Origin of the sequence: Micromonospora sp. NPDC005257 (assembly GCF_042872445.1) — a bacterium.
GTDB lineage: Bacteria > Actinomycetota > Actinomycetes > Mycobacteriales > Micromonosporaceae > Micromonospora.
Genome location: NZ_JBIAKL010000014.1, coordinates 120,035 through 146,254, shown reverse-complemented (window position 1 = coordinate 146,254; position 26,220 = coordinate 120,035). Strand labels below are relative to the sequence as shown.

Genomic DNA, 26,220 nt, shown 5'->3' with positions numbered 1-26,220 from the left:
CGTGACGTCGCCGCCCGGTCCGGCCCGGCCGGTGAACCGCCACTGGCGGATCACCGGCTGGCTGCTGGCGGGGGTCTGGCTGTTCTTCCTCAACATCCCGCTCGGCACCGCACTGCACCAGCCGCACCTGTGGCGGCGGCTGGTCGGGATCGGCACGCTCGTCGCGTTCGGTGTGGCGTACGTGCTGATCTTCGAATGGGCCCGGGCCCGGCGGCAGCGCAACCTGTCGGTCCCGCCCGGCCGGGCCCGGCTGCTCGTCGCCGTGCTGCTCGCGCTCGGGCTGGCCGGCATCCCGGGCACCGGCGGCGACTGGTTGACCACGCTCGTGTTCGTGGCCGCCGCCGCGGTGTTCCTGCTGCCCTCGGTGGAGGCGCTGGTCGTGGTGGTGCCGGCCGCGGCGGCCGGGCCGGTGACCGCCCGCCTGGTGCCCGGCTGGGAGTCGGAGAGCACTGTGGTGTTCGCGGTGCTGCTCGCCTCGTTCGCGATGTTCGGGGTGAGCCGGCTGGCGCAGCGCAACGGCGAACTCCAGGCCGCCCAGCAGGAGATCCGCCGGTTGGCGGTGGCCGAGGAACGCGCCCGGGCCGCCCGGGACCTGCACGACATCCTCGGGCACTCGCTCACTGTGGTGGCGGTCAAGGCGGAGCTGGCCGGCCGGCTGCTGGAACTGGATCCGGCCCGCGCCGCCACCGAGATCGCCGACATCGAGCGGCTGGCCCGGGAGGCGCTGGCCGACGTGCGGGGCACCGTCGGGGCGTACCGCGGGGTGGATCTGGCCTCCGAACTGGCCGGCGCGCGGTCGGCGCTGACGGCCGCGGGCGTCGTCGCGGAGCTGCCGGAGTCGGTGCCGCCGCTGCCGGCGGACCGGGACGAGTTGTTCGGCTGGACGGTCCGCGAGGGGGTGACCAACGTGGTGCGGCACAGCGGTGCCCACCGGTGCGTCATCCGGGTGGAGCCGTCGGCGGTGGAGGTACGCGACGACGGCCGGGGCCCGGCGGATCAGCGGGGTACGGGCGGGCACGGGCTGGCCGGGCTGCGCGAGCGGGCCCGGCGGCTGGACGCGACGGTGACCGTGGCGCGGCCGGAGGACGGGCGTGGTCTTCTGCTCCGGGTGGCGGTGCCCGCAGCGGTTCCGGACGGAGGGGCGCACCGGTGACCGAGCCGATCAGACTGCTGCTCGCCGACGACCAGGCGCTGGTCCGGGGCGCGCTGGCCGCGCTGCTGTCGCTGGAGCCGGACCTGACCGTGGTGGCCGAGGTGAGCCGGGGCGACGAGGTGGTGCCGGAGGCGCTGCGCATCGGCCCGGACGTGGCGCTGCTCGACGTGGAGATGCCGGGCCTGGACGGAGTGGCCGCGACCGCCGCGCTGCGGGCCGCGCTGCCGTCCTGCCGGGTGCTGGTGGTGACCACGTTCGGCCGCCCCGGCTACCTGCGCCGGGCGATGGAGGCGGGCGCGAACGGCTTCGTGGTGAAGGACACCCCGGCCCGGCAGCTCGCCGACGCGGTCCGCCGGGTGCACGCCGGGCTGCGGGTGGTCGACCCGGCGCTCGCCGCCGAGACGCTCGCCACCGGGCCGAGCCCGCTCACCGGGCGGGAGACCGAGGTGTTGCGTACGGCGCGCGGCGGCGGCACGGTGGCCGAGCTGGCGGCCACGTTGCACCTGTCCGAGGGGACCGTTCGCAATCATCTCTCCGCCGCGATCGGCAAGACCGGCGCCCGTAACCGGGCCGACGCGGTGCGGGTGGCGGAGGCGAACGGCTGGCTGCTGGGCTGAGCCCGGTCAGGGAAGCCCCCGTACCCGGTACCACGGGTGCGAGGGCTTCCTGGCCCGGGTGGCTCAGCTCAGCTTCGCGCCGATGTGGATGGCGATCGCGTCGTGCGCGGGGACGTTCGCGGCGAACCAGCCGGCCGAGTCCACGGTGATCACCGGGCCGCTGCACGAGCCGTTGCTGAACGTGCCGTGGACGACGTCGCAGTAGCGGCCCGCCGGCAGCCCGGTCTGGTACGACCGGCCGTTCACCGCGGTGTCCTCGTCGTTGATCGTCAGGTAACCCTTGCCGGTACGGCTGAACGCGATGTGCTGGTAGCCGTTGTCGTACCAGTTGGAGACCCCGGCGCCCTCGGTGGCGTTGCGGAAGCCGACCATGTTCGCGACGACCGGCCAGCGGTGCTCGCACTCCCAGCCCGAATAGCAGGTGACGTTGGTGATCCGGTTGCTGCCGTCGGAGGGCGGGCCCTGGTCCCGGCCGCTGTAGGTGAAGCTCGACATCACCGCCGGGGTGCCGTACGGCCAGGCCAGCATGAACGCGTTCGCGAGCGCGTACGTGCCACGGTTGCGGTAGGTGAGCACGCCGCCTTCGCGCTGGGTGTCGTGGTTGTCGGTGAAGACCACCGCCTTCGCGCTCGACAGGTAGCCCCAGGACTCGCCGAAGTTCCTCAGGTACGCCAGCCGCTCGTTGTTGAACATCCGGGCCAGGTCCTTGCCGTACCGGAACTCGTGCACGTCGCCGTTGCCGGTGTACTCGGTCGGCTGGATCGGCTCACCCGCGCCGTAGATGACCTCCTGCACCAGATACGCGCTGCGGTTCAGCTTCGCCTTGATCGCGGCGATGTCGGCGGCCGGCATGTGCTTGCTGCCGTCGAGGCGGAAGCCGTCGACGCCGAGCGAGAGCAGGTCGTTGAGGTACGCGGCCAGCCGGCTACGGACGTACTCCGACTCGGTCTTGAGGTCGGCGAGGTTGACCAGCTCGCAGTTCTGCACCTCGTACCGGTCGTTGTAGTTGGCGATGTCGTTGTTGCCGTTGCGGCCGCAGTAGTGGAAGTCCTGCGCCGAGTAGACGCCCGGGTAGTTGTAGTGGCCGTACGACGAGGCGGCCCAGCCGGTGCCGCCGTTCTCCTGGCCGGACATGTGGTTGACCACGGCGTCGACGATCACCTTGACGCCCGCGGCATGGCAGGTGTTCACCATGGACTGGAACTGCGCGCGGGTGCCCTTGCGGGACTCGATCCGGTAGCTGACCGGCTGGTACGACACCCACCAGGGGCTGCTGTTGACGTGCTCCTGCGGTGGGGACACCTGCACGTAGCCGTAGCCCTTCGGGCCCAGCGTGCTGGTGCACTCGGCGGCCACCGAGGTCCAGTTCCACTCGAAGAGCTGGACGATGACCTTCTTGGTGCCCGGGGTTGCGGCGGCGGCCGGGGGCGCCGCCGCGGTGAGGGGAACGAGCAGGCTCGCGGCCAGGCCCAGGGCGAGCGCCGCGGCGCGGCATCGGCGTCGATGCATCAGGACTCCTGCGGGGTGCGGGGATGCGGGGGAGTGGAGCCTGTATCAGTGCCGGATTCTTGCAGCCGGCCTGAAATTTTGCGGCAAGGTTACGAGAATGTTGCAAGGACTGTCAACGTATGGGCATCCGTCGTTGCGCTGGGCGCTACACGCGCGTCCGGTGCGGACGGTTCGAGAATCCGGCCGAGAAATTCGCCACCGGAGGTGATCCGTGCGCGCCGTCCCTCCGTACCTGAGGTGGGAGCAGGGTCGGCCGGTGGGGCGCCGCCGCGAGACGATCGAGGAGCAGATGGTCCGGGCACAGCAGAACGAGAAGGCGACGACCGTCCGGACCACCACCACCAGCCGTGGTGCCCGGACGATGTCGAAGTCCGCGATGGTGGCGCTGACCGCCTCCGCCCTCGGCCTCGCATGGGCCGGTGTGGAGCTGGCCGGCGCCGGCGGCGTCATGTACTCGTACGGATTCTTCTTCACCGAGTTCTTCGCCGGGGTGGTCGCCCTGGTCTCGCTCAGCATCACAGTGATGCTGGGCCTGCTCGCCACCGACCGCTTGGTGCTGCTCATCCGGCACCGCGTGCTGCTCCAGTCGGCGCACCGCGCCACCGGCGTGCTCGGCGTGGCCGGGCTGGTCTTCCACGTCATCACCAAGGTCGCGATCGGCCGGGCCGGGCCGACCGACGCGGTGGTGCCGTTCCTCAGCGGCAGCGGCCTCTACATCGGGCTCGGCACCGTCGCCGCGCTGCTGATGGTGGGCGTGCTCTGGACCGGCCTGATCCGGGCCCGGTTCGCCGGGGTCGGTCCGAAGTGGTTCTGGCGCGCGCTGCACTCGATGGCGTACGTGTCCTGGCCGTTCGCGCTGGTGCACGGGCTCAACGCCGGCCGGCCGGCCGCCGCCTGGGTGGTGGTGAGCTACCTCGGCTGCGTGTTGCTGGTGGTGATGGCGCTCCTGGTGCGCGTCTCGGTCCACCTCGGCAAGCGCAGCCGCGAGCAGCACCAGGCCGTCGCGTTGAACAAGGCGATGGCCGGCAGGGCCGAGGAGCGTACCGGCGTGTTCGCCGCGCTCACCCGCAAGAAGGCAGCCGACAAGGGGGACAGCGGCGCCGGCCGGGGCCGCTGGGCCGAGGCGACCGCCACCTGGACCGCGCCGGCCGGCACCGCCCGGCGGCGCGATCCGGAGCGGTTCGCCGTACCCGTGGTGCCGGAACCCGGATCACTGCGCGAGCCGGTCCGCGCGGCCGCCGCCTGGCGGCGCGAGGCCGAACCGGACGCGCCCACCCGGCGCGCCCGCACCCAGGAGGCGCCCGCTCGCCGCCGGGACGACGGGGAACGCGTGACCCGCCGCTCTCGGACCGAGGAGCGGGTGAGTCGCCGGTCCCGGGACGACGAGGACCTGGTCGCCCGGTACTCGGCGCCACCGGAGAGCGGCGGCCGGCACTCGGCGCCGCCAGACACCGGTGGCCGCCACTCCGCGCCCCCGGACAGCGGCCGGTTCGCCACGGCGTCCGAGGTGGCCCGCTACTCCGCGCCGCCGCGCGCCACCGGGGAGCCGGAGGAGCCGTGGGACAGCCCGCTCCGCTGGGAGAGCCGCCCGGTGTCCGGTGAGCCGATCTCGGCCGGCCCGATCTCCGGCACCCCGCTCTCGGCCGAGCCGCTCAGCGGATCCGGCCGGCGCTACCGGGACGAGGAGGACGTGCCGGAGGAGCCGGACTACTGGCGTCCACCAGCCCGCTACGCCGCCGACGAGGCGTTCGTCGACGACACCCCGACGCTCGTCGACCTGGCCTCCCGCCGCGCCATGCGCGCGGGCAAGGAGAGCCGGTCCGGCCGCCGGAAGCGGGCCGACGCGGACGCGGTCGACGGCGCGTACTGGGCCGGACTGCGGGGTGAGGCCCGGTGAAGCGCGCGACCATCCCGCCGGTCGCCTGTGTCGGCGAGCCCCGCCTGACCGCCGGGTTCGCCGAGTTCGGCCGGCTCGACCTGCTGGCCCACGAAGAGGTGCACGGCCCGATCGGCCCGATGGAACCGGCGGCGCTGCTGCGGCTCGCCGAGGCGATCGACCTCAAGGGCAAGGGCGGCGCGGGCTTCCCGTTCGCCCGCAAACTGCGCGCCGTGCTGGAGTCCTGCGAGCGGCAGGACCTCGGTGCCGTGGTGGTGGTGAACGCCACCGAGGGGGAGCCGGCGAGCTGGAAGGACAAGGTGCTGCTCACCCGCGCCCCGCACCTCATCCTCGACGGCGCCGCGCTCGCCGCGTTCGCGCTCGGCGCCGAGGAGATCGTGATCGGGGTGGCCGACGACGACGTGGGCCGCCCGTCGCTGGCCGAGGCGTTGCAGGAACGGCGCATGCCGGTGCCGACCACGATCGTCACGGTGCCGCACCGGTTCATCTCCGGTGAGGGCGGCGCGCTCGTCAACGGCATCAACGGGCTGCCGCACATCCCGCCCGGCACGAAGAAGCGCTCCAGCGACTCCGGCGTCGGCGGGCTGCCCACGCTGCTGTCGAACGCCGAGACGTACTCCCAGCTCGCCGTCGCCGCCCGGATCGGCCCGTACGAGTACGCCGCGCTCGGCACCGACGACGAGCCGGGCACCGTGCTGCTCACCGTCACCGGGTCCGCGAAGCGCCCCGCCGTGGTGGAGTGCGCCGCGGGCACCCCGCTGCGCGAGATCCTCGACCTGTGCGAGGTGCCGCCCGGGCCGGGCATCCTGATGGGCGGCTACCACGGCAAGTGGATCACCGCGGCGGCGGCGGACCGGGCCGAGGTGTCCCGCAAGGGGCTCACCGCCGTGGGCGGCACGCTCGGCGCCGGCATCATCGTGCCGCTGGGCGCGGACACCTGCCCGCTGGGCGAGGCGGCGCAGGTGGTGCGGTACCTCGCGGGCGAGTCCGCCGGGCAGTGCGGCCCGTGCAAGATGGGCCTGCCCGACCTGGCCCGCTCGGTCGACCTCGCGGTCTCCGGCAGCGCCCCGGTCGAGCTGGTCCGGGCCGCGGCCGGCGACGTCAAGGGACGCGGCGCGTGCAGCCACCCGGACGGCACCGCCCGGTTCGCGCTGTCCGCCATGGAGGTGTTCGCCGACGACCTGCGGCTGCACGCCACCGGCGAGGGCTGCGGCAAGCGGGTCAAGGGCATGATGGGGCTGCCCGGCGCACCGGACGCCAACCCGCAGAAGCTCACCCTGGACTGGTCGCGCTGCGACGGGCACGGGCTGTGCGCGCACGTGGTGCCGGACTTCATCCGGCTCGACGGCAACGGTTACCCCGCGTTCCCGCCCACCCCGGTGCCGACGTGGCTGCGCGAGGGCGCGCTCAAGGCGGTAAAGGTCTGTCCCGAACTCGCGCTCCGGCTCGTCCGGGCCGAATAGCCAGGAGCCGCCGATGCGCACCGCCGCTCGTCTGACCGCCGCCGCCGTACTGGCCGCCGTGTTCGCCGCCGCGACCGGCTGCGCCGCCGGACCCGGGCCCGAGGCCAGGGCAGGAGCGGTCGCCCCGGCACCCTCGACCGCGTCCCCGGCCACCGCGACGCCGTCCGGGCCGTCCGCGTCACCGGCCCCGGTGCCGGCCGCGCTGTCGTTCACCGGCAAGACCCTCGACGGTACGGCGTTCGACGCCGCCGCCCTGGCCGGGCGGCCGGTGGTGCTCTGGTTCTGGGCGCCCTGGTGCGCCACCTGCGCCAGCCAGGCGTGGACGGTGGCCGAGATCGCCCCTTCCTACCGGGACACGGTCCCCATCGTCGGCGTCGCCGGGCTCGGCGAGCAGAAGGCCATGAAGTCGTTCGTCACCGAGTTCGACCTGGGCGGCACGACGCAGATCGACGACCGGGCGGGCGCGCTGTGGCGCCGGTTCAAGGTGGCCGAGCAGAGCACCTTCGTCGTCCTGGACCGCACCGGCCGGGTCGTCCACAAGGGATTCCTCGACGGCGAGGCGCTGACCCGGCAGGTCGAGACGCTGGCCCGGGGATGACCGGCGCGCTGCTGCTCGCGCTCACCGCCGGCATGCTCGGCGCGGTCAACCCGTGCGGCTTCGCGATGCTGCCCGCGTACCTGTCGCTGCTCGTCGCCGGCCCCGACGGCGGGCGCGGCGCGGTCGGCCGCGCGCTCACCGCGACGGCCGGGCTGACCCTCGGGTACGTGCTGGTGTTCGGCGCGTTCGGGCTGGCCCTGGCGCCGGCCGCGGACTGGCTGCGGCCCCGGCTGCCGTGGCTCACGGTGATGCTCGGCGTGCTGCTGGCGCTGGCCGGGTGCTGGCTGCTCGCCGGCCGGCGGCTGCCCGCGCCGCGCCCGCCGCGCGTCGCGCCCCGGCTCACCCGCACCTGGCCGTCCATGGCGCTGTTCGGCGCGGCGTACGCGCTCACGTCGCTGACCTGCGCCATCGCGCCGTTCCTGGCGATCGTGGTGACCAGCCTGCCGGCCGGATCGCCGCTGCGCGGGCTGGCGTTGTTCGGGGCGTACGCGCTGGGGATGGCGCTCGTGGTCGGGGTGGCCGCACTCGCCGTGGCGCTGCTGCGCGGCCGGGTGGTGGCGCGGCTGCGCGGCGCGGGCGCGTGGGCGCCGCGGCTGAGCGGCCTGGTGCTGTCAGCGCCCTCACCGCCGCAGGTCCCGCCATCCTGGCCATGCTGCTGCTCCTCCTCGCCGCCCTGGCCCTCACCCGCCCTCGCCCCCGCGATCTTGCACTTGGGGCCCGGGCGGAAGGGGTGAAACGGACTTCTCGCGGGCCGGAAGTGCAAGATCGCGGGGGCGAGGCGGGGACGTCGGCGGCGGGGGAGCGGGTCAGCGCGGGGTGAGGCGGTCGGTGCCGAGCTTGTCGCGGAGGACCTCCGGGACCACCACCGAGCCGTCGGGCTGCTGGCACTGCTCCAGGATGGCCGGGAACAGGCGGCTGGTGGCCAGCGCCGAACCGTTGAGCGTGTGCACGAAGCGGGTCTGCTTCGCGCCCGGCTCGCGGTAGCGGATCGCCGCCCGCCGCGCCTGGTAGTCGCCCGCCCAGGAGACCGACGACACCTCCTTGTACTTGCCGGTGCTCGGCATCCACACCTCGACGTCGAGCGTCTTCTTCATCGACGCGCTCGCGTCACCGGCGGCGAGCAGGCTGGTCTGGAAGTGCAGGCCGAGCTTGCCGACCAGGCCCTCGACGTGCCCGACCATCGCCTCCAGCGCCGCGCCCGCCTGCTCCGGCAGCGTGAACTGGAAGATCTCCACCTTGTTGAACTGGTGGCCGCGTACGGTGCCGCGCTCGTCGGAGTGCGAGCCGGCCGCCTCACGCCGGTAGCACGGTGTGTACGCGAACGCCTTCACCGGCAGCTTCGGCGTCTCCAGGATCTCGTCCTGGTATGCGCCGAGGATCGCCGTCTCCGCCGTGGGCAGCAGGAACTGGCCGCGCGAGGACGACTGCTTGTCGATGTGGTAGACGTCGTCGTGGAACTTCGGGAACTGCCCGGCGGCGAAACCGGCGCTGTCCAGCAGCAGGTGCGGCGGGAGCAGGAACTCGTACCCGGCCTGGATGTTCTGCTCGATCAGCCAGTTCACCAGCGCCCACTCCAGCCGGGCGCCCAGACCGGTGTACATCCAGAAGCCCGAGCCGCCGAGCTTCACGCCCCGCTCGTGGTCGACCAGGCCGAGCGCGCGGCTCAGCTCCACGTGGTCGCGTACCTTCTCGATGGCCGGCGCCTCGCCGAACGTGCGCACCACCCGGTTGGCCTCCTTGCCGCCGGGGACCACGTCGTCGGCGGGCAGGTTCGGCAGCTCACTCATCGCCGAGCGGAGCCGGGACTGCACCTCGTCGAGCTGGGACTCCAGCTCCGCGAGCTGCTTGCGCTCGGCCTCCGGGGCGACCGGCTGCGGCGTGCCGCCGGACCGTTTCGCCTCCGCGTACGCGCGCGCCTCGGCCTTGCGGCGCTGCCGCTCGGCGTCGATCTCCGTGATCAGGGCGCGTCGTTCCTGGTCGAGCCGCTGGATGTCGTCCAGCGCCCGGGTGACCTCGGCGGGATCCAGACGCTTCGCCAGCGCGGTCGCCACCGCCTCGCGATCCTTCCGGATCAACTCCATGTCGAGCATGCTGCTCGTACGCCTCCGTCCAGGCAGTCAGGTGGGACCTCCAGATGCTACCGTCGCGCCCCCGCCGCCCCGGCCCGGCCCGCGCAGCCCGCCGCCGCGACGCCCTCTCCGGTGACGGCGTGTAGTGGTGGTGCGGTCGGTCGGTCGCGCTCACAGTCCGTGATGGTGCTCCGGTGCCCGTGCCGCACAGTTGCCGCTCGCCATGCCGTTGACCTGGTCAATCTCGCGGATCCGCCCTCCGGCCTACATGCCCCTCTGGCGACTTTGCTCTGCAGCCACCGAGGCAGCGTTCGACGGAGCGTCAAGGTTGCGCGGATGGCTGCAGAGCAAAGTCGGCAAGGTGTGAAGGGTTGGGGACGACGGCGGCATCACGCATGGTCACTGATTCCTGCCGTGGTGCGGTGCCGGGACCGGCGAGCGGCCTGAAGCCGGAGCGTCAGAGGCGTACCGGCATCAGGACCGAGAAGGCGTGCGCGTCGTCGGCCCGCCGCACGGCCAGCGGGGCGATCGGGCCGTCCAGTTCCAGCACGAGCTGGCCGTCGCCGGACCCCAGCGCGTCCAGCAGGTACTCCCGGTTCACCGCCACCCGAAGCGCATCCGGGCCGCCCGCGCCGCCCGCGCCCGCCACGCCGCCCGCGCCCGCCACGCCGCCCGCGCCGACCACAGCGTTCGGGTCGACCAGGCGCAGCTCACCCCGGCCGTCCAGGCCGAGCGCCACCACCTCGTGCTCCACGCCCTCGTGCGCGCGGTGGCAGACCGGCACGCCGTCGGCCGTGAGCGCCGCGCGCAGTGCCGCGGCGTCGAACGGGATCCGGTACGTGGGCACGTCACCGAGCTGCGCCCGCAGCAACCTCCGGTAGTCCGGGAAGTCGTACGGCAGCGGCACGGCGGTCACCGGCCGGCCCGCCACCGTGACCGTCACGCGGTCGGTGGCCACGACGACCTCGGTGACGTCGGCGCCGTCGAGGTCCAGCAGCGCGCGGAGTTCGTCCACCGATGCCACCGGCAGCAGCGCGCTCACCGGCGGGCCGTCGACAGTGCCGTCGACAGTGCCGCCTACCCGGGCCACGGCGAGCCGGTGCCGGTCGGTGGCGACCAGCCGGACCCCGTCCGGCTCGACCTCCACCAGCACGGCGGACAGGACCGGCAGGCCGGGGTCGGCGCCGACGGCGAAACGTACGGCGTCCACGGCGGCGGCGAGGTCGGTGCGGGACAGCACGAGGCGGGTGGTCACGATGATCTCCTCCGGGTCGATCAGGCTGCGGATCCGGGAGAGTTCGCGGCGCGCGTCGGCCAGGCCGTCCTCCAGGCGGCGCAGGTGCGCGTCCAGCAGCCGGTGCACCTCGGCCGGCCGGTGCCGGTGCCGGAGCGCCTCGGCGATGCCGGCCAGCGGCATGCCCACCCGGCGCAGCCCGGCCACCAGGCGGGCCGGTCCCACCTGCTCCTCGGTGTACCAGCGGTAGCCGGTCACCGGGTCCACCCGGGCCGGGGCCAGCACGCCGGAACGGTCGTAGAACCGCAGCGCGCTGACCGTCAACCCGCTGGCCCGGGCCAGTTCGCCGATGCTGCGAAGCTCGCTCTCCACGGCCGTCATCCTGTGACCTCAACCGGGTCGAGGGTCAACCTCACGCAGACAGCGTGCGGAACGTGATGCCGGCGCGTACCAGCCGATCGAGCAGCGCGTCGCCCATCGCCGCGACCGGCGTGACCTGCCCGGCGGTCTCCGGCAGGTCGTCGAAGGCCAGGCACAGCGCCGACTCGGCGAGCATCTTGGCCGTCTCGTCGTAACCCGGGTCGCCGCCGGCCACCTCGGTCACCACCCGCCGGCCGCCGCCGGCGCCCACGAACCGGACCTGGAACCACGACCTGGCCCGCTGCTCGGCGGTCGGCCCCTGCCCGGAGGCGAGCCGCCCGAGCAGCCAGCGCCGCGTCGGCGCCACCTTCACCAGCCCCACCACACCGGCCAGCCCGACACCCGCCGCGAGCACAGTGGGTAGCCGCTTCATCGCCGCGAAGTGCCGGTAGCGGAAGTCCGGGCCGTACTCCGGGCGGGCCGCCGCGGACCGGCGGACCACCTGCGGGTCGATGGTGGGCAGCGGCACCGCCCACTGACCGAACTCGCGTACCCGGCCGACCTTGCCCGGCACCGCGCGGACCCGGCGTCCGTCCGGGCCGGGCTCCATCGCCCGGCGGGCCCGCGCCGCCCGGCTCATCTCACCGGTACGGGAGAACGCGGTGAGCGCCGAGTGGTACGTCCCGGCGGAGAACCGGCCACCGGCCCGGACGTAGCCGTCCACGGCGACCGGCCCGTCGGCCGGCAGTTGCTTGACCGTGTACCAGACGCCCAGGTCGTGCGGGATCGAGTCGAAGCCGCACGCGTGCACCAGGCGTGCCCCGGTGCGCACCGCCTCGGCGTGGTGCCGCACGTACATCCGGTCCACGAACTCCGGCTCGCCGGTGATGTCGAGGTAGTCGGTGCCGGCCGCGGCGCAGGCGGCCACCAGCGGCTCGCCGTGGTGCACGTACGGGCCGACGGTGGTGGCCACCACCCGGGCGCACTCCGCCACCGCGCGCAGCGACGCCGTGTCGGTCACGTCGGCGGTCAGCAGCGGCAGCTCGGCCAGGGCCGGGTCGATCGCGGCCAGCCGGTCCCGCACCGCGGCGAGCTTGCCCGGATTGCGTCCGGCCAGCGCCCAGCGCAGCCGGTCCGGGGCGTGCCGGGCCAGGTACTCGGCGGTCAACCCGCCGGTGAAGCCGGTGGCGCCGAACAGGACGAGGTCGTACGGACGGTCTGCGCGCATCAGGCGAGTGTGCCCCCGATCATGGGGTGAAGACCACCCGGACGCAGCCGTCGGCCCGGTCCCGGAACAACGCGTACCCCTCGGCGCCGCGCTCCAGCGGCATCCGGTGCGTGGCCAGGTGCTCGGTGACCAGCTCGTCGCGGGCCATCCGCTCCAGCAGCGCCGGGATCGCGGCCCCGCCCCGGCGGCGGGCGGCGCGGACGGCGAGCCCCTTGTCCGCGAGCGCGCCGAGCGGGAACCGGTCCACGAATCCGGGTCGGGCGTCGAGCACCACCACCACGCCGCCCTTGCGGCAGGCGTGCACCGCCTCGCGCAGCGCCGCACCGCCGTCCGGCTCGGCCACCGGCCACCGGCCCGGCGCGGCCGGCACGCCGGAGGCGTCGACGCACACGTCCGGGCCCCGGCCGCCGCTGCGCTCGCGCAGTTCGGCGAGCACGTCCACGTACCTGTGGTTGAGCGCCTCCACGCCGTCGCGCCCGGCGACCATCCGCAGCCGGTCGTCCCGGTCGTCGACCACCACCACCCGGTCCGCGCCCCGGGCCACCGCCGCGTCGGCGGTGAGCTGGCCGACCGCGCCCGCGCCCCACACCGCCACCACGTCGCCGGAGGCGACCTCGCCCAGCTCGGCGCCGTACCAGCCGGCCGGCGCGGCATCGGCGGCGAACACCGCCCGGTCGTCGCTCACCGACTCCGGCACGGCGAAGGCGCCCATGTCGGCGTACGGCACCCGCACGTACTCGGCGTGGCCACCGGCGAAGCCACCGAGCCGGGCCGGCCGTCCGTAGCCGCCGGCGGACGGCTGCCCCCACTCCGGCTCGGCCGTCACGCCGCTCGTGCCGTTGTCGCAGCAGGCGAGCAGCCCCCGCCGGCAGAACCAGCACGCCCCGCACGCCACCGCCGCGCTCACCACCACCCGGTCGGCGACCCGGTGCCGGCGTACCTCCGGGCCGACCTCGACCACGTCACCGAGGAACTCGCGTCCGAGCACCTCACCGGCGGACGCCTCGGGCACCCGCCCGGCCAGAAGCGGCAGGTCCGCGCCGCAGGTGGTGCTCCGCCGGACCCGCACGATCATGTCCTGGGCGTTGCGCAGCTCCGGATCCGGGACGCGGCACACCTCCAGCAGGTCGGCTCCGGCCCAGCACAGCGCCCTCATGTCACGGTCCCCGGCCGGTCCGGCGGCGAAGGGTCCGCCCGCAGCACCTCGCCGGTCTCCAGGAGCTGCTTGGTCTGCCGCAGCACGTGGCGCAGGAACCGGCCCGGGTCGTCGCCGACCAGGTGCGCGGCGAACCCCGGGAGCGTGCACTCCCCGCCCAGCGGGCGTACCGCCAGCTCGGTGCCGCGCCCGCCGGGAGCCGGGCGGGCCCACACCTCGACCGCACCGTCGAGGCGGCGCAGCGGCTCGGGCCACCGTCCGGCCGGGAGTGCCTGTTCGGGCGGCGCGGCCACCGTCACCACCTGCCACCGGCCCGGCCGTGGATCGACGCCGGCCCGCCGCGCCCGGCGGCGTGCCAGCATCCGCGCTCCCGCCGGTGCCAGCACCCGCGCTCCCGCGAGCGCCAGCGCGCCGACCGCCAGCCGTCCGCTCCGCGCCACCCGACCTCCCGCCGTCCCCGGGCGGCCGGCGCCGTCCGGCCGGCCGCCCCGCGTGCCTACAGGGTGCGGGGCGGCCGGGTGAGCCGGGTTCGCCCGGAAGGGGTGAACCGGCCCGGTCCGGGTAACCGCTGCCCGCACCGACGGGGGAGGGACGCATGCCGGAGGAGGCAGGCCAGGTCGTCGCGCCGAGCGACACGAGCGACATCACCGGTACGCCCCATCTGCTCACCGCCGGCGTCGACTCACCCGGTATCGCCGGTGCCACGCTGCCGGGTGGCCCGCCGTTGCTGTCGTCCCGGTTGGCGCCGCCCGCGTCGCCCGCCCCGGTCCTGCTGCGTCCCCGGCTGCTCGACCAGCTGGAACAGGGCGCTTCCGGGCCGGTGACGCTCGTCTGCGCGCCGGCCGGCTGGGGCAAGACCACGGCGCTGTCGACCTGGGCGCAGGGAGAACGGGACGGGCCGTCGCCGGCCTGGGTGACGGTGGCCGACGGCGAGACCACCGGGCGACTCTGGGGCTACCTCGCGGCGGCCCTGCGCACCGCCGCCGCCGACGACCCGGACGGACCGCCACCGGTGCCGGACGGCCCGCCCCGGCCCGAGCAGCTCGAAGCGCTCGCCGCCGCGCTCGCCGCCCGGGAACGGCATGTGCTGCTGGTCCTGGACGACCTGCACCGGGTCACCGACCCGGACGCGTTGGCCGGGCTGGAGTTCCTGCTCCGGCACGCCGACGGCCGGCTGCGGCTGGTGGCCGGGGCGCGCAGCGAACCACCGCTGGCCCTGCACCACTGGCGGCTGTCCGGCGAGCTGACCGTGATCGGCCCCGACGACCTGGCGTTCACCGCCGACGAGGTGGCCGACCTGCTCGTCGCGCACGGCGTGTCGGTGCCCGCGCCGGCCGTGACCCGCCTGGCCGAGCGCACCACCGGCTGGCCGGCCGGGCTGCGCCTCGCCGCGCTCGTGCTCGGCGACGACGCCGATCCGGCGCGCGCGGTGGACCGGTTCGCCGGTGACCAGCCGGACGTCGCCGCGTACCTGCGCGACGAGGTGCTCGCCCCGCTGCAACCGGCGACCCGCGACGTCCTGCGCCGGGTGGTGGTGGCCGGCGCGGTCCACGCCGACCTGGCCGTCGCGCTGACCGGGCGGTCCGACGCCGGTCACCTGCTCGCCGAGGCGGCCCGGGAGGGCGGCTTCCTCCACCGGGACGGCGGCGACCCGCAGTGGTTCCGGCCGCACCCGCTGCTGGCCGACGTGCTGCGCGACGAGCTGGACCGGCTGCCCGCCGACGAGGTGCGTGAGCTGCACCGGCGGGCGGCCGGCTGGTACGGCGCCCACGACCGCCCGGCCGAGGCGCTGCGGCACGCGCTCCTGGCCGGCGAATGGACCGACGCCACCGAACTGTTCGTCACCCGCTGGCCCGAGCTGGCGCCGGACGAACCGGCCGCCGTGCCGGCCCCACCCGAGCCGCCCGCCGAGGCGGTCCGCCGGGATCCGGAGCTGGCGCTGGCCGCGGCGGCCGAGCGCGCGTACGCCGGGGACCGGGTCGCCGCCGACGCGCAGTTACGGCGGGCGCTCGCCCAGGCCGACGACCTGCCCGCGCCGCGCCGCGACCGGTTCGGCCGGCTGGCCGCCGCCGTGGAGCTCAGCCTGGCCCGGATCGGCGGCGACCACGAGGAGGTACGCCGGGCCGCCGACCGCCTGCTGTCCACCGGCCCGGCGCAGGCGTCCCCGACCGGCCCGGACGCGGGCGCCGGTGACCCGCGCGCCGGGACGGCCGAGCGGTACGACGTGCGCGCGGTGGCCGGCGCCGCGGACGGGCTGGCCGCGCTGGCCGAGGGGGAGCTGTCCACCGCCCGGGACCGGTTCGCCGCGGCGCGGGAGGCGGCGCGGCGGGCCGGGCGACCGCGTACCGAACTGCTCTGCGTCAGCCGCTCGGCGCTGCTGGAGGCGGCCCGGGGCGCGCTGCGCAGCGCCGAGGACCTGGCCCGGGAGGCGCTGGTGATGCCGCAGTGCCAGGGCTGGTCGTCACGGTCCGACTGCGGCTACGCGTACCTGGCGCTGGCGTTCGTGGACTGGCAGCGGGACCGGCCGGCGGAGGCCACCGCCCACCTGGCGCTCGCCGGGCCGGCGGGCGCGGAGCCGGGCGGCGCCGCCCTCACCGCGCTCTGCCGCGCCGGGCTGCTGGCCGACGGCGGCGATCCGGGCGGCGCATTGCGCACGCTCACCGAGGCGCGGACGGCCGCGCCCGGCCCGGAGCTGGCCGGACGGCTCGCCGCCGACGAGGCACAGGTACGCGCCGCCGTCGGCGACCTCGACGGTGCCCGGGCGTTGCTCGACGCGGCGGGCCACGGGCCGGCGCCGGCGCTCGCGTCGGCGCGGCTGCGGCTGCGCGCCGGTGACGCCCAGGCGGCCGAGCGGACGTTGCCCGACTGGACCGCGCCCGGGGCGGCGGACTGGCCGCTGCCGGTGCGGTTGGGCGCCGGGCTGCTCGACGCGGCGCTGGCCGACGCCGGCGGTGGCGCCCGGCGGGCCGGCCGGTTGCTGGAGGAGGTGCTGGCGCTCGCCGAGCCGGACGGCCTCCGGCGCGTCTTCACCCGGGCCGACCCGGGGGTACGCGATCTGCTCGCCGCGCGCCTGGACTCCGGCACCGCGTACTGGGCCACGGTGAGCGAGCTGGTCCGGGGCGTGGACGCGCGACCGGCCACCGCGACGCCGGCCGCTCCGGCCCGCACGCTCGACGAGCCGCTCACCGAGCGGGAGCTGACCGTCCTGCGTTACCTGCAGAGCATCCTGTCCAACGTGGAGATCGCCGCCGAGCTGTCACTGTCGGTGAACACCGTGAAGACGCACGTGCGCAACATCTATCGCAAGCTCGACGCGACCCGCCGGCGGGACGCCGTCCGGCGGGCGCGCGAGCTGCGGCTGATCTGACCGGCGCTCAGGCGTCGGCGGCGGCGTCCACCATCGCGAGCAACTCGGCCAGGTCGTAGCCGCCGTCGTGGCGCACGTCGTTGACGAACAGCGTCGGCGTGCCGCTGACGCCGCTGCGGATGCCGCCGACGAAGTCCTGCCGGACCCGGTCGGCGTGCTCCTGGCGGCCGACCTCCGCGACGACCTCCTCCGGCGGCAGGCCGACCTGCTCGACGCCGAGCGACAGGTGTACCGGGTCGAGCTGGTCCTGGTGCTGGTAGAGCCAGTCGTACATCTCCCAGAACCGGCCCCGCGCGGCGGCGGCCTCGGCGGTCTCCGCGGCGTTCTCCGCGTACGGGTGGACGTTCGTGATCGGGAAGTGCCGGTACACCAGCCGCACCACGTCGGCCCGCTGACGCAGCACCTCGGTCAGGTTCGGGTACGCGACGCCGCAGAACCGGCACTGGAAGTCGCCGTACTCGACGACAGTGACCGGCGCGTCCACCGGCCCGCGGACGTGGTCGCGTTCGGTCACCGGGACCCGTAGCCGCGCGGTGGTGACCTGAAGTGGCGTGGTCATCCGGCACTCACCCGCCCGCTCGTGGTCAGCCGGTTCGGATCACTCATGCCTCCCACGGTGGCCGGGGCCCGGGTGAGCCGGGCTCACCCGGGCCGGGTGGTTCCGTCTCACCGCACGGCGAGGTGGTTGCGTACCTCCCGGATGCCGGGGGCGTTCCACACCACCCGCTCGATCTCCTCGCGTTCGCCGGTCGAGTGGACCTGCCCGTCCAGCAGCACCGTGTCGCCGTGCACCCGCACGTCGATCTCCTCGCCCCCGGTGGCGCGGTTGCGGGCCAGCGCGTCCACGATCCGCTCGGCCAGGTCGTGTCCGTCCGGGTGGACGGTGGGACGCACCGCGATGCCGTTGCTCACCCCGCGTACGCCGGTGAGCCGGGCGACAGCGCGTTCGGCGGCCCGCCGCTGGTACTCCCACTCGACCTCGCCGTGCAGTGTGACCCAGCCGTCGGCCACCGTCACCTGCAACGCCTCGATCGGCACGAACGCGTCCCACTCCAGCGCCCGGACGGCGGCGACGGCGATCTCCGGATCCTCCCGTCCGGCAGCGGTGTCGATCCGGACGGCGAGGTCGTTGGCGACCGCGCGGACCCGGGTGACCCGGTGCGCGGCCCGCTCGGCGGCCCACTTCTTGGCGTAGCTGTCCACCCGGCCGGTGAGCGTCACCACGCCCTCGGTGACCGTCACCCCGATCTCGTCCGGGCCGACCCGGGGCTCCCAGGTCAGCTCGTCGAGCACGGCGGACTGGATGTCCCGGTCGGTACGCGTGATCGTGTCGGTGGCCATCCGGCTCTCCCTCCCGTCGATCGCGGCGCGGGCACGTGGTCCCGCACCCGCGATCCTGCGCGTGTCCCGGGTGAGCCGCCCTCACCCGGTCCGGGTGAGGCAGCACGACGGCCGCCCCGGGAGTCCCGGGGCGGCCGTCGTCGTGTCGTACGGGTGGGTCAGCCGTCCAGGCCGGCCGGGGAGTTCGGCCGGTCCACGTCCACGAACTCGATCTCGTCCGCGGCGCGGTCCCGGCTGCCGGCGGCGCGTGCCGCGGTGCCGGCGGCCCAGCCGATCGCCGCGCCGGCGAGCGCCGCCGCGATCAGCAGCGTCCAGGGCAACGCGGGACGGCGGCCGGCGAGCGCGTCGAACGCGCGACCGGCCCGGCGGCGTGCCTCCTCGGCGGCGGAACCGACCAGGCCGGTGGCGTCGTCGGCCAGGCCGGACGAGCTGCGGCGGGCGGTCCGGGTGGCGTCGCGCACGCTGTCACCGGCGGAACCGGCGGCGGAGAGCAGGTGCTGCCACGCCTGGTCGGCGACCCGCTCGGCCTTGCCCCGGCGGTCCAGCAGGTTGGATCCGAACATCGTTCTACCTCCTCGGGTGCCGAAGGCCGGCGGCCACTTCGGACTCCGGTGTCCATCCGGCGGGTTCACTGTCTCGGGCAGTGCCCCGCCGGACGCCGCGGCAAACCACGCCCGGGTGACGGCGGTGAGCGGTGAACGGGACGAACCTCTCGAACGCGCCGGGGCGGGTGCGGACGGGACGGGCGGGCGCCAGCTACCCTGGTCGGCGGATCGGCGGGCCCGCCCGGTCGCACGGTTGGCCGGGGCCCGCCGAAGAGGAGAAACTGGAACCCGGTGTTCCGGATTGGGTAGGCCCAGGTGTGCCCAGTTCGTGAATTGCTCATCCCGGGGGGTGGCGACCGGGGCGTGGGAGGAATACGCTCGGTCGCGGCCCGCGTACTGATGAGGCGCCCGTCATGGGCGAGTGGAGGTGCTCGCGTGAGCCTGTCGATCGTGAAGTCTGTGCGGCCGGGTGGTGTCGTCGAGATCGCGCCCCGTGGGGAGATCGACGTCGACACCGCGTACGAGGTGCGGGAAGCGATCGCCGAGGTGCTCGCGAAGGCCCGCCCCGCCCGGATCGAGCTGAACATGCGGCTTGTCACGTTCATCGACTCGGTCGGCATCAGCGCCATGGTGGCCGGCTTCCAGACCTGCGAGGTCAGTGGCGTCAAGCTCGTGGTCACCGAGCCGAGCCGGTTCGTGCACCGGCAGCTCTGGGTGACCGGCCTGCTCGGCCTCTTCGGCGCGCCTGAGCCGTGGTTCGCCGACGACACCCCCGAGGTGCTGCCCGGCGCCTGAGCGTCGCTCGCACCCCCTGCGGCCAGGGGACCTTCTACCCGTTGCCAGTCCGGCGTCGGTACGGGACGATCGTCGCGACGCACGACGGCGAGGGGGCCCGCTTGCAGAGCAGCGACAGCTTCAGCTACACCGTTCAGGCCCGGTGCAGCCGGGCCGGAGCGGTCGCCCTGCTAGGCGACCTGAGTCGCCAGGGTGAGCTGCATCCGCTGATCGTCCGGGTCCGGAGGCTGCCGGCCCGGCCCGGCGCGCTGTCCAGCTACGCGATCACCGACCGGCTGCAACTCGGCCCGCTGCACTTCCCGGTGACCTACCAGGCGGACGTGCTGATCGCGAGCGAGGACGAGGTGGTCACCGTCGCGCGGCAGCAGCCCGCGACGACCGTACGCAACTACACCCGGCTGTGCGACGAGCCCGACGGCACGGTACGCATCGAGGTGGAGATCACGCTCACCGCGCCGGCGCCGCTCTTCGGGTACGCGTTCCGCCAGGCCCGGGCGGCTCACCTGGGCCTGGCGGCGCGTCTCGGACCGACCCTGGAGGGCCGGCCGGCCTGACCCGGCCGACCCCTTGCGGGCGCTCAGTACACCGACAGGTGCACGTGGTTGGTGTGGTCGCTGGACGGGTCGCCGTTGCCGCCGCTGTACGACTTCCACCCGCTGCTGGGCAGCCAGATCTGCTTGAACCAGATCACGTAGAGCACGGCGAGCGGGTCGGCGTTGCGCACGAAGTACGCGGCCAGGTTGTTGCCGTACGTCCGGTCGCCGCCGGAGGCCACGCCGCCGAAGCCGTTCTTCTGCGCGGCGAAGTCGCAGGCCCGCCCCTTCGGGTGCTCGCCCGAGCCGCTGGGCCGGTGGCACGAGACGTACCTGGTGAACCCGGCCGCCTTCGCCTGTTGCAGCGCGTGCAGCGTGCGCGGGGTGATGCAGCCGTCGGCCGGGGTGGGGTCGTTGACGCTGCACGACTCCGACGGCCAGGAGCCGTCCGAGTTGCGCGGCGCCGGCTTCGCGTTCTTGTTGGAGGTGCCCTGGACGCTGCCACCGCCGCTGCTGCTGCTGCGCGAGGCGCGGTCGTTGGCCACCTCCAGGGCGCGCTCGGCCTGCTCCTTGCGCTTGGCCATCACCGTCACCTGCTTGCGCTGCTCGCGGATCTCGCCGTCGAGCTGGGCGCGGGTGCGGGTGGCCTCGTCCCGGGTGGTGATCAGGTCGCGCAGCGTACGGTCCTCGTGCGCGGCGACCTGCTCCAGCGCGGCGGCCCGGTCCATGAGGCCCTCCGGGCTGCTGCTGCCGAGCAGCGCCCCGGCGGTGCCCAGGCGGCCGTTGCGGTACGCCACCACGGCGATCTCGCCGACCTTCGCGTCGCGTACGGCCAGCTCGGCGCCGACCGTCTTGAGCTGTTCGTTCAGTTGCTTCTGGCGCTTCTCCGACCGGTTCAGCGCGGCTTTCGCCTCCAGCCAGCCCTTGCTGGCGGCGTCGAGCTGGGCACGCAGTTCGGGCGTGCCGCCCTCGTCGTCGCCGGGCGCGGCGGCGAGCAGGCCGGTCGCCGGCGCCGCCGAGGCGGGGGAGACCGGAACGGTCGCGACGCCGAGGGTCAGCGTCGCGACGAGCAGGGCCGCCAACCGGGCGGCCGTCCGTCGTACAGGTGCCACGTCGGGCATTCACACGTCCTTCCGTCAACGCCGACCGGGTTAGCTGACGGGTTCGGGACGGAAGATCCCTACCGCTGACGCGGATGCACCCCACGTACGTGGTTCCCCGGCTCGTCCCTGCGGACGATTAGGCGACGGCCGCCCCACCGGGGCCGGTGGCGCCCGCGGGTGCGGCCGCGACCGAGACTACCGGCGCTGCCCGGGTACGGCTCCGTGGAGCAATACCACTAGGCGGGGCAAAACCGGCATAAGACTACAACAGCCACAGTGATTTAAGTCTGCCCTAATCACCACTCGGTCTTGCCGCACACTCCGGCCGACGCTCCGGGTTCGACCTGCAACGTGGCGTGATCGATGGAGAAGTCCTCGTGCAGGGCGGCCCGCGCGGCGGCCAGCACTGCGCCCGGGTCCACGCCCGGGTCGGTGGTCAGGTGCGCCGAGGCCACCTCCATGCCCGAGGTGAGCGTCCAGACGTGCAGGTCGTGCACCTCGGCCACGCCGGGCACCGCGGCCAGCCGGTCGTGCACGGCGGTCACCTGGAGGTGCTCCGGCGCGGCCTGCACCAGGATGCGCAGCGCGGCGCGGCCGAGCCGCCAGGTGCGCGGCAGGATGAACAGGCCGATCCCGACGGCGACCAGCGGGTCGGCCCACCACCAGTCGGTCACGGCGATGACCAGCGCGGCGGCGATCACGCCGAGCGAGCCGAGTAGATCGCCGAGCACCTCCAGGTAGGCCCCGCGCAGGTTGATGCTCTCCTTCGCCCCGGCGCGCAGCAGCGCGAACGCGACGATGTTGGCGAGCAGGCCGAGCACCGCCACCACGAGCATCGGACCGGCCAGCACCTCGGGCGGCTCGTCGAACCGGCGTACCGCCTCGACCAGGACGTAGAGCGCGACGGCGCCGAGCAGCACGGCGTTGGCCAGGGCGGCGAGCACCTCCAGCCGGTAGAGCCCGAACGTGCGCTGCGGGTCGGTGCCGGCGCGGCGGGCAGCGGTGATCGCGGCCAGGGCCATGCCGATGCCGAGGACGTCGGTGAACATGTGTCCGGCGTCGGAGAGCAGGGCGAGCGAGCCGGTGGTGAAGGCGGCCACCGTCTCGACCACCATCAGGACGGCGAGCAGCGCGAAGGCGGCCCAGAGGCGGCCCCGGTGGCGGTGTGCCGCGTTGGCCACCGCGCCGCTGTGGTCATGACCTGCGCCCACGCCAACACCCTCCCTGCCCCGTACCGGCCAGGCTCAATGTATGTTCACATCGCTATGTATGCAACTAAACAATGGGTGGCGGCGGGGCCACGGACGGGTGTCCTCAGAGCGGGTCGAGCGTGGTGAGGCGCTGGGTCGCCCGGGACAAGGCCACGTAGAGCGTGCGTACGCCCGAACCGGGGTCGGCCCGGATCTCACTCGGCGCCACCAGCACCACGCCGTCGTACTCCATGCCCTTCGCCTGCAGGCTGGTGACCACCTGGAGCCGGCCCGCGCCGAGCGCGCCCAGCCAGCCGGCCACCTCCTCGCGGCGCGGCACCGGAGTGATCACACCGACAGTGCCCTCCACCTGCGCGAGGAGCGCCTCGGCCGCCTCGACGGTGGCCGCCGGCAGGTCGGCGGCGGGCACCGTGCGCTCGACCGGCGGCACGCCGGTGGACCGGACCGCGTCGGGCAGCGGCAGGTCCGGGTAGAGCCGGCGGATCTCCGCCGCCGCCACCGCGAAGATCTCCGCCGAGTTGCGGTAGTTGGTGGTCAGCTCGTAGCGGTGCCGCTCGCGCCGGCCCAGCGCCTGGTCCCGGGCCCGGTCCAGCTCCTGCGGGTCGCCGGTCCAGGCCGTCTGCGCCGGGTCGCCGACCACGGTCCAGGAGGCCAGCCGTCCGCGCCGGCCGACCATCCGCCACTGCATCGGCGAGACGTCCTGCGCCTCGTCCACCACCACGTGCGCGTAGTCGCGGTAGTCGTCCGGACGCTCCCGCGCCGCCGCGCGGGCGGCGCGCTGCCGGTCGGCGTACGTGCTCAGCTCGCGCACGCCACCGGCGAGCTGGTACGGGTCCCGCTTGGGCCGGGCCCGCCGCACCGGCTTGCCGAGCAGCGCGTCCAGCTCGTCGAGCAGCGCGATGTCGGCCACCGTCAGCCCCTCGGTCGCGAGCGACCGGTACGCGTCGCCGAGCAGCCGGATCTCGGCCGAGGAGAGGATCCCCCCGGCGTAGCGGCGCAGCCGGTCCGGGCGGGCCAGCCAGTCCAGCACGTGCCGCGGGTGCAGCCGGGGCCACCACGCCTTGAGGAACTCGCGGAACTCCGGCCGTTCGATGATCTCGTCCTCGAACGCCGGCTGCTCCGGCAGCCGGCCCACCCGCAGCGTGCGCGCCTGCGCGTAGAGCGCGGCGAGCACCGCGTCGAACGCCGCCCGGCGCACCTCGTTGCGGCGCGCGCCCCGGGCCAGCGTCCGGTCCCGGATCGCGTCCAGTGCGGCGCGTTCCAGGCGCAGCAGCTCGCCCCGGTAGAGCAGGCGCAACTCGCCCGGGGAGTCCGGCACCGCGTCGCGTACCGCGCGTTCCAGCACCCGGCGCATCCGCAGCGACCCCTTCACCGCCGCCACGTCCGGCGGGTCGGTACGGGACGCGGACAGGCCGGGGAAAAGCGAGCCGAGCGAGTGCAGCGTGGCCGTCTCCTCGCCCAGCGAGGGCAGCACGGAGGCGATGTACTCGACGAACACGCCGGACGGGCCGACCACCAGGATCCCGCCGCCCGCGTACCGGGCCCGCTCGGAGTAGAGCAGGTACGCGGCCCGGTGCAGCGCCACCGCCGTCTTGCCGGTGCCCGGACCGCCGGAGACGATCGTGACGCCGTTGCCGGGGGAGCGGATCGCCTCGTCCTGCTCGCGCTGGATGGTGGCCACGATGTCCCGCATGCCCCGGCCGGTGGCCCGGGACAGCGTGGCCAGCAGCGCCCCGTCACCGACCACCGCCATGTCCGGCGGCGCGGCCTCCGGGTCCAGTAGGTCGTCCTCGATCCGGGTGACCTTCTCCGCCGCCGACTGGATCGTGCGCCGGCGCACCACGCCGCGCGGCTCGGCGGGGGTGGCCTGGTAGAACGCGGCCGCGGCGGGCGCCCGCCAGTCCACCACAAGCGTCTCCGCGTCCACGCCCCGCACGCCCAGGCGGCCGACGTGCAGCACCTGCCCGGTCCGCAGGTCCAGCCGGCCGAACACCAGACCCTCGTGCTCGGCGTCCAGCACGTGCCGGCGCTGGGCGGCGTGGAAGACCATCGCGTCCCGCTCGACCAGCGCGCCGAAGTTGCCGACCCGGGCCAGCTGGTAGCCCTCCCGCTCGGCGTCGGCCGCCGACCGGCGCAGTTCGGCCAGCCGGGCGTACACCCGGTCGAGGTGACGCTGCTCGGCGGCGATCTCCCGGTCCAGCGTGGTCTGGTCGGTCAACGCGGATGCTCCTGTGTTCGGAGGGCACGACGGGCTGAATGAGGGTACGGGCCGTCGGCAACCGGCACACCGGGGCATGCCGCGCACGTGGCGTACGTCAGGTGCCGCCCGCGGGCGGGGACGCTCAGCGGCGGGCCGCGGGGCGGCCGGCCAGTACCCGGTCCAGCACGCCGGCCAGGGCGGCGTTGACCTCGTCGGGGCGCTCCATCATCAGCATGTGCCCGGCACCCGGGCAGACGGTCAGCTCGGTGCTGGGCAGCGTCGCCGCGATGGACTCGGCGCAGGGCGGCGGGGTGAGCCGGTCCCGGTCCCCGACCAGCGCGGCGGCCGGCAGCCCGCCGAGCGCGGCGAGCGTCTCCAGCCGGTGCTGGGCCCCGATCGAGGCGCGGAAACCGCCGATCGAGCGCAGCGTGGCCCGGGCCACCGCCGAGGTGACCAGCCGGATGTCCGCCGGGTCGCAGCGGTCGCCGAACAGCATCCAGCGGATGCTCGGGCGCAGCGCGCGCAGCAGCGCGTGCGGGGGTCGCCAGCCGCCGCAACGGGCCAGCACCCCGGCGCCGGTGGTCTCGGCCAGGCGGATCAGCCGGGTGATCCGGGGGGAGAGGCCGTACGCGGTGTGCGTGTGCCCCTCGGCGGTGGTCGAGACGAAGACCAGCCCGGCGGTACGCGCGGCGAACCGGTCGGGGTGGCGGTGGGCGTACTCCATCACCGTCATCCCGCCCATCGAGTGCCCGACCAGGACGATCGGCCCGGACGGGACGATCTCGTCGACCACCGCGGCGAGGTCGTCGCCGAGCTGGGCGAGGGTGGCGTCGCGCAGCGCCCGGCAGCTCGACCGGCCGTGGCCGCGCGCGTCGTAGGTGACCACGCGGACCCGGCCCGCGTAGCGTTCCCGCAGCTCGGCGACCTGGCGGTGCCAGCTGCGCCCGTCCAGCGTCCAGCCGTGCAGCAGGACGGCGGTGACCTCGGCGTCCACCGGCCCGGTGACGGACACGTGCAGCCGCACGTCGTCGGGGAGCCGCAGTTCCAGGTCCGGCATCGTCCACCTCCCGGGCCCGCCGATATGTGTCCACCGGACGACCCGGCGGTGACACCGGCGTTACCCGCCATGAGACCACGGCAACCGGCCCGAAGAGAAGATTCCCGTCCGGCCCCACGGCGTCGGATCGGTGACCAGGCTGGAGGCATGCCATCCACTGTCCGCGGTCCTCGGGCCGCGCTGGCCGAGCTGCTCGCCGGAAACCGCCGCTTCGTCAGCGGGCAGCCGGTGCACGGGCACGACGTCACCGCCGCGGCGGCGGTGGCCTCCGGTGACCAGCAGCCGTACGCGGTGGTGCTGGGCTGTATCGACTCCCGGGTCCCGTTGGAGGCGATCTTCGACCAGACGTTCGGTTCGATCTGCGTGATCCGTACCGGCGGGCACGTGCTGGACCGGGCCGTACGCGGCTCGATCGAGTACGTGGTGGAGCAGCTCGGCGTACGCCTGGTGATGGTGCTGGGCCACGAGCGCTGCGGCGCGGTCGGCTCGACGGTCGAGGTGCTGCGCACCGGGCGGCGACCCGGCGGCGACCTGGCGTACGTGGTCGACCGGATCGCCCCGGCGGTGACCGACGTCGGGGTGGACGACCCGCAGGCGCACCCGCTGGCAATCCGCCGCCACGTCCGGCGCACGGTGGCCGCGTTGCGCTGCGACGACCGGCTGGCCGGTCCGGTGGACGCCGGTGAGCTGGCAGTGGAGGGCGCGCTCTACGACCTGGCCACGGGCGAGGTGACGCTGCTGCCGCAGGAGCAGACGCGAGACCGCCCGCCGGGATGATCCCGGC

General features: G+C 74.9%; 23 protein-coding genes and 1 riboswitch. Of the genes, 10 read left to right on the top strand and 13 right to left on the bottom strand.

Annotation, left to right across the window (positions count from 1 at the left end):
* Nucleotide 1 precedes the first annotated feature (1 nt).
* A complete protein-coding gene (locus tag ACFYO8_RS26140; protein WP_354872354.1) occupies nucleotides 2-1,153 on the top strand; it encodes a histidine kinase in 1,152 nt (383 codons plus the stop codon).
* Entirely contained in the window at nucleotides 1,150-1,770 is a 621-nt protein-coding gene (locus ACFYO8_RS26135; protein WP_354872351.1) for a response regulator transcription factor, read from the top strand. Before ACFYO8_RS26140 ends, ACFYO8_RS26135 begins: the two co-directional genes overlap by 4 nt.
* Before the next feature lie 63 nt (nucleotides 1,771-1,833).
* Here ACFYO8_RS26135 and ACFYO8_RS26130 read toward each other — a convergent pair whose 3' ends face one another.
* Nucleotides 1,834-3,279 carry an alpha-amylase family protein gene (locus tag ACFYO8_RS26130; protein WP_354872349.1) on the bottom strand — a complete coding sequence of 482 codons (1,446 nt, stop codon included), beginning with the start codon at nucleotides 3,277-3,279 and terminating at the stop codon, nucleotides 1,834-1,836.
* Between the two features lie 211 nt (nucleotides 3,280-3,490).
* Between ACFYO8_RS26130 and ACFYO8_RS26125 the strand changes: the two genes are divergently transcribed.
* Genes ACFYO8_RS26125 through ACFYO8_RS26110 form a run of 4 tightly spaced genes read left to right on the top strand, consistent with a single transcriptional unit; the run spans nucleotide 3,491 to nucleotide 7,971 of the window.
* Nucleotides 3,491-5,176 carry a hypothetical protein gene (locus ACFYO8_RS26125; protein ID WP_387257670.1) on the top strand — a complete coding sequence of 562 codons (1,686 nt, stop codon included), beginning with the start codon at nucleotides 3,491-3,493 and terminating at the stop codon, nucleotides 5,174-5,176.
* Complete coding sequence (locus tag ACFYO8_RS26120; RefSeq protein WP_355095729.1) at nucleotides 5,173-6,639, top strand: NADH-ubiquinone oxidoreductase-F iron-sulfur binding region domain-containing protein; 1,467 nt, start codon at nucleotides 5,173-5,175, stop codon at nucleotides 6,637-6,639. The genes ACFYO8_RS26125 and ACFYO8_RS26120 overlap by 4 nt, the downstream gene beginning before the upstream one ends.
* 13 nt (nucleotides 6,640-6,652) lie before the next feature.
* On the top strand, nucleotides 6,653-7,237 hold the full coding sequence (locus ACFYO8_RS26115) for a redoxin family protein (RefSeq protein ID WP_355095727.1): 585 nt from the start codon (nucleotides 6,653-6,655) through the stop codon (nucleotides 7,235-7,237).
* The gene (locus ACFYO8_RS26110; protein WP_387188845.1) at nucleotides 7,234-7,971 is read left to right on the top strand and encodes a cytochrome c biogenesis CcdA family protein; all 738 of its coding nucleotides are present in this window, start codon (nucleotides 7,234-7,236) and stop codon (nucleotides 7,969-7,971) included. The genes ACFYO8_RS26115 and ACFYO8_RS26110 overlap by 4 nt, the downstream gene beginning before the upstream one ends.
* A gap of 72 nt (nucleotides 7,972-8,043) precedes the next feature.
* On the opposite strand, the gene serS is transcribed toward ACFYO8_RS26110, so the two are convergent.
* The 5 genes from serS to ACFYO8_RS26085 all read right to left on the bottom strand — a co-directional run bounded on the left by serS (nucleotide 8,044) and on the right by ACFYO8_RS26085 (nucleotide 13,724).
* The gene (gene serS / locus ACFYO8_RS26105) at nucleotides 8,044-9,327 is read right to left on the bottom strand and encodes a serine--tRNA ligase (RefSeq protein ID WP_387257669.1); all 1,284 of its coding nucleotides are present in this window, start codon (nucleotides 9,325-9,327) and stop codon (nucleotides 8,044-8,046) included.
* A 436-nt stretch (nucleotides 9,328-9,763) separates the two neighbouring features.
* Nucleotides 9,764-10,921, bottom strand: coding sequence for a MerR family transcriptional regulator (locus tag ACFYO8_RS26100; protein ID WP_387257667.1), 1,158 nt, complete (start codon nucleotides 10,919-10,921; stop codon nucleotides 9,764-9,766).
* Nucleotides 10,922-10,952: 31 nt separating this feature from the next.
* A complete protein-coding gene (locus ACFYO8_RS26095) occupies nucleotides 10,953-12,128 on the bottom strand; it encodes a saccharopine dehydrogenase NADP-binding domain-containing protein (protein WP_354872331.1) in 1,176 nt (391 codons plus the stop codon).
* 19 nt (nucleotides 12,129-12,147) lie between these two features.
* A complete protein-coding gene (locus ACFYO8_RS26090) occupies nucleotides 12,148-13,284 on the bottom strand; it encodes an alcohol dehydrogenase catalytic domain-containing protein (RefSeq protein WP_354872329.1) in 1,137 nt (378 codons plus the stop codon).
* Nucleotides 13,281-13,724 (bottom strand): hypothetical protein, encoded by a 444-nt coding sequence (locus ACFYO8_RS26085; protein ID WP_357710728.1) that lies wholly within the window; start codon nucleotides 13,722-13,724, stop codon nucleotides 13,281-13,283. Before ACFYO8_RS26085 ends, ACFYO8_RS26090 begins: the two co-directional genes overlap by 4 nt.
* Nucleotides 13,725-13,879: 155 nt before the next feature.
* On the opposite strand from ACFYO8_RS26085, the gene ACFYO8_RS26080 reads away from it, so the two are divergent.
* Nucleotides 13,880-16,651, top strand: coding sequence for a LuxR C-terminal-related transcriptional regulator (locus ACFYO8_RS26080; RefSeq protein WP_357710725.1), 2,772 nt, complete (start codon nucleotides 13,880-13,882; stop codon nucleotides 16,649-16,651).
* 7 nt (nucleotides 16,652-16,658) lie between these two features.
* Here the strand turns inward: ACFYO8_RS26080 and ACFYO8_RS26075 are convergent, their stop codons facing one another.
* The 3 genes from ACFYO8_RS26075 to ACFYO8_RS26065 form a co-directional block, all read right to left on the bottom strand.
* Nucleotides 16,659-17,210: a DsbA family protein gene (locus ACFYO8_RS26075; RefSeq protein ID WP_354872320.1), complete on the bottom strand. Its 552-nt coding sequence runs from the start codon at nucleotides 17,208-17,210 to the stop codon at nucleotides 16,659-16,661.
* Between the two features lie 107 nt (nucleotides 17,211-17,317).
* A complete protein-coding gene (locus ACFYO8_RS26070) occupies nucleotides 17,318-17,992 on the bottom strand; it encodes a BON domain-containing protein (RefSeq protein WP_354872317.1) in 675 nt (224 codons plus the stop codon).
* Nucleotides 17,993-18,150: 158 nt separating this feature from the next.
* A complete protein-coding gene (locus ACFYO8_RS26065; RefSeq protein WP_354872314.1) occupies nucleotides 18,151-18,555 on the bottom strand; it encodes a hypothetical protein in 405 nt (134 codons plus the stop codon).
* Nucleotides 18,556-18,972: 417 nt separating this feature from the next.
* Here ACFYO8_RS26065 and ACFYO8_RS26060 point away from each other — a divergent pair, with 417 nt between their 5' ends.
* Nucleotides 18,973-19,332: an STAS domain-containing protein gene (locus ACFYO8_RS26060; protein ID WP_354872311.1), complete on the top strand. Its 360-nt coding sequence runs from the start codon at nucleotides 18,973-18,975 to the stop codon at nucleotides 19,330-19,332.
* Between the two features lie 101 nt (nucleotides 19,333-19,433).
* Nucleotides 19,434-19,886: an SRPBCC family protein gene (locus tag ACFYO8_RS26055; protein ID WP_354872309.1), complete on the top strand. Its 453-nt coding sequence runs from the start codon at nucleotides 19,434-19,436 to the stop codon at nucleotides 19,884-19,886.
* A gap of 23 nt (nucleotides 19,887-19,909) precedes the next feature.
* On the opposite strand, the gene ACFYO8_RS26050 is transcribed toward ACFYO8_RS26055, so the two are convergent.
* The 4 genes from ACFYO8_RS26050 to ACFYO8_RS26035 all read right to left on the bottom strand — a co-directional run bounded on the left by ACFYO8_RS26050 (nucleotide 19,910) and on the right by ACFYO8_RS26035 (nucleotide 25,436).
* A complete protein-coding gene (locus tag ACFYO8_RS26050; protein ID WP_354872306.1) occupies nucleotides 19,910-20,986 on the bottom strand; it encodes a hypothetical protein in 1,077 nt (358 codons plus the stop codon).
* 4 nt (nucleotides 20,987-20,990) lie between these two features.
* Nucleotides 20,991-21,121: riboswitch (cyclic di-AMP (ydaO/yuaA leader) on the bottom strand.
* Nucleotides 21,122-21,264: 143 nt separating this feature from the next.
* A complete protein-coding gene (locus tag ACFYO8_RS26045) occupies nucleotides 21,265-22,179 on the bottom strand; it encodes a cation diffusion facilitator family transporter (protein ID WP_355015169.1) in 915 nt (304 codons plus the stop codon).
* Nucleotides 22,180-22,282: 103 nt separating this feature from the next.
* A complete protein-coding gene (locus ACFYO8_RS26040) occupies nucleotides 22,283-24,397 on the bottom strand; it encodes an AAA family ATPase (RefSeq protein WP_354872301.1) in 2,115 nt (704 codons plus the stop codon).
* Nucleotides 24,398-24,521: 124 nt separating this feature from the next.
* Complete coding sequence (locus tag ACFYO8_RS26035) at nucleotides 24,522-25,436, bottom strand: alpha/beta hydrolase (RefSeq protein ID WP_354872298.1); 915 nt, start codon at nucleotides 25,434-25,436, stop codon at nucleotides 24,522-24,524.
* 147 nt (nucleotides 25,437-25,583) lie between these two features.
* On the opposite strand from ACFYO8_RS26035, the gene ACFYO8_RS26030 reads away from it, so the two are divergent.
* Nucleotides 25,584-26,213 carry a carbonic anhydrase gene (locus tag ACFYO8_RS26030; protein ID WP_354872296.1) on the top strand — a complete coding sequence of 210 codons (630 nt, stop codon included), beginning with the start codon at nucleotides 25,584-25,586 and terminating at the stop codon, nucleotides 26,211-26,213.
* Nucleotides 26,214-26,220: the final 7 nt, after the last annotated feature.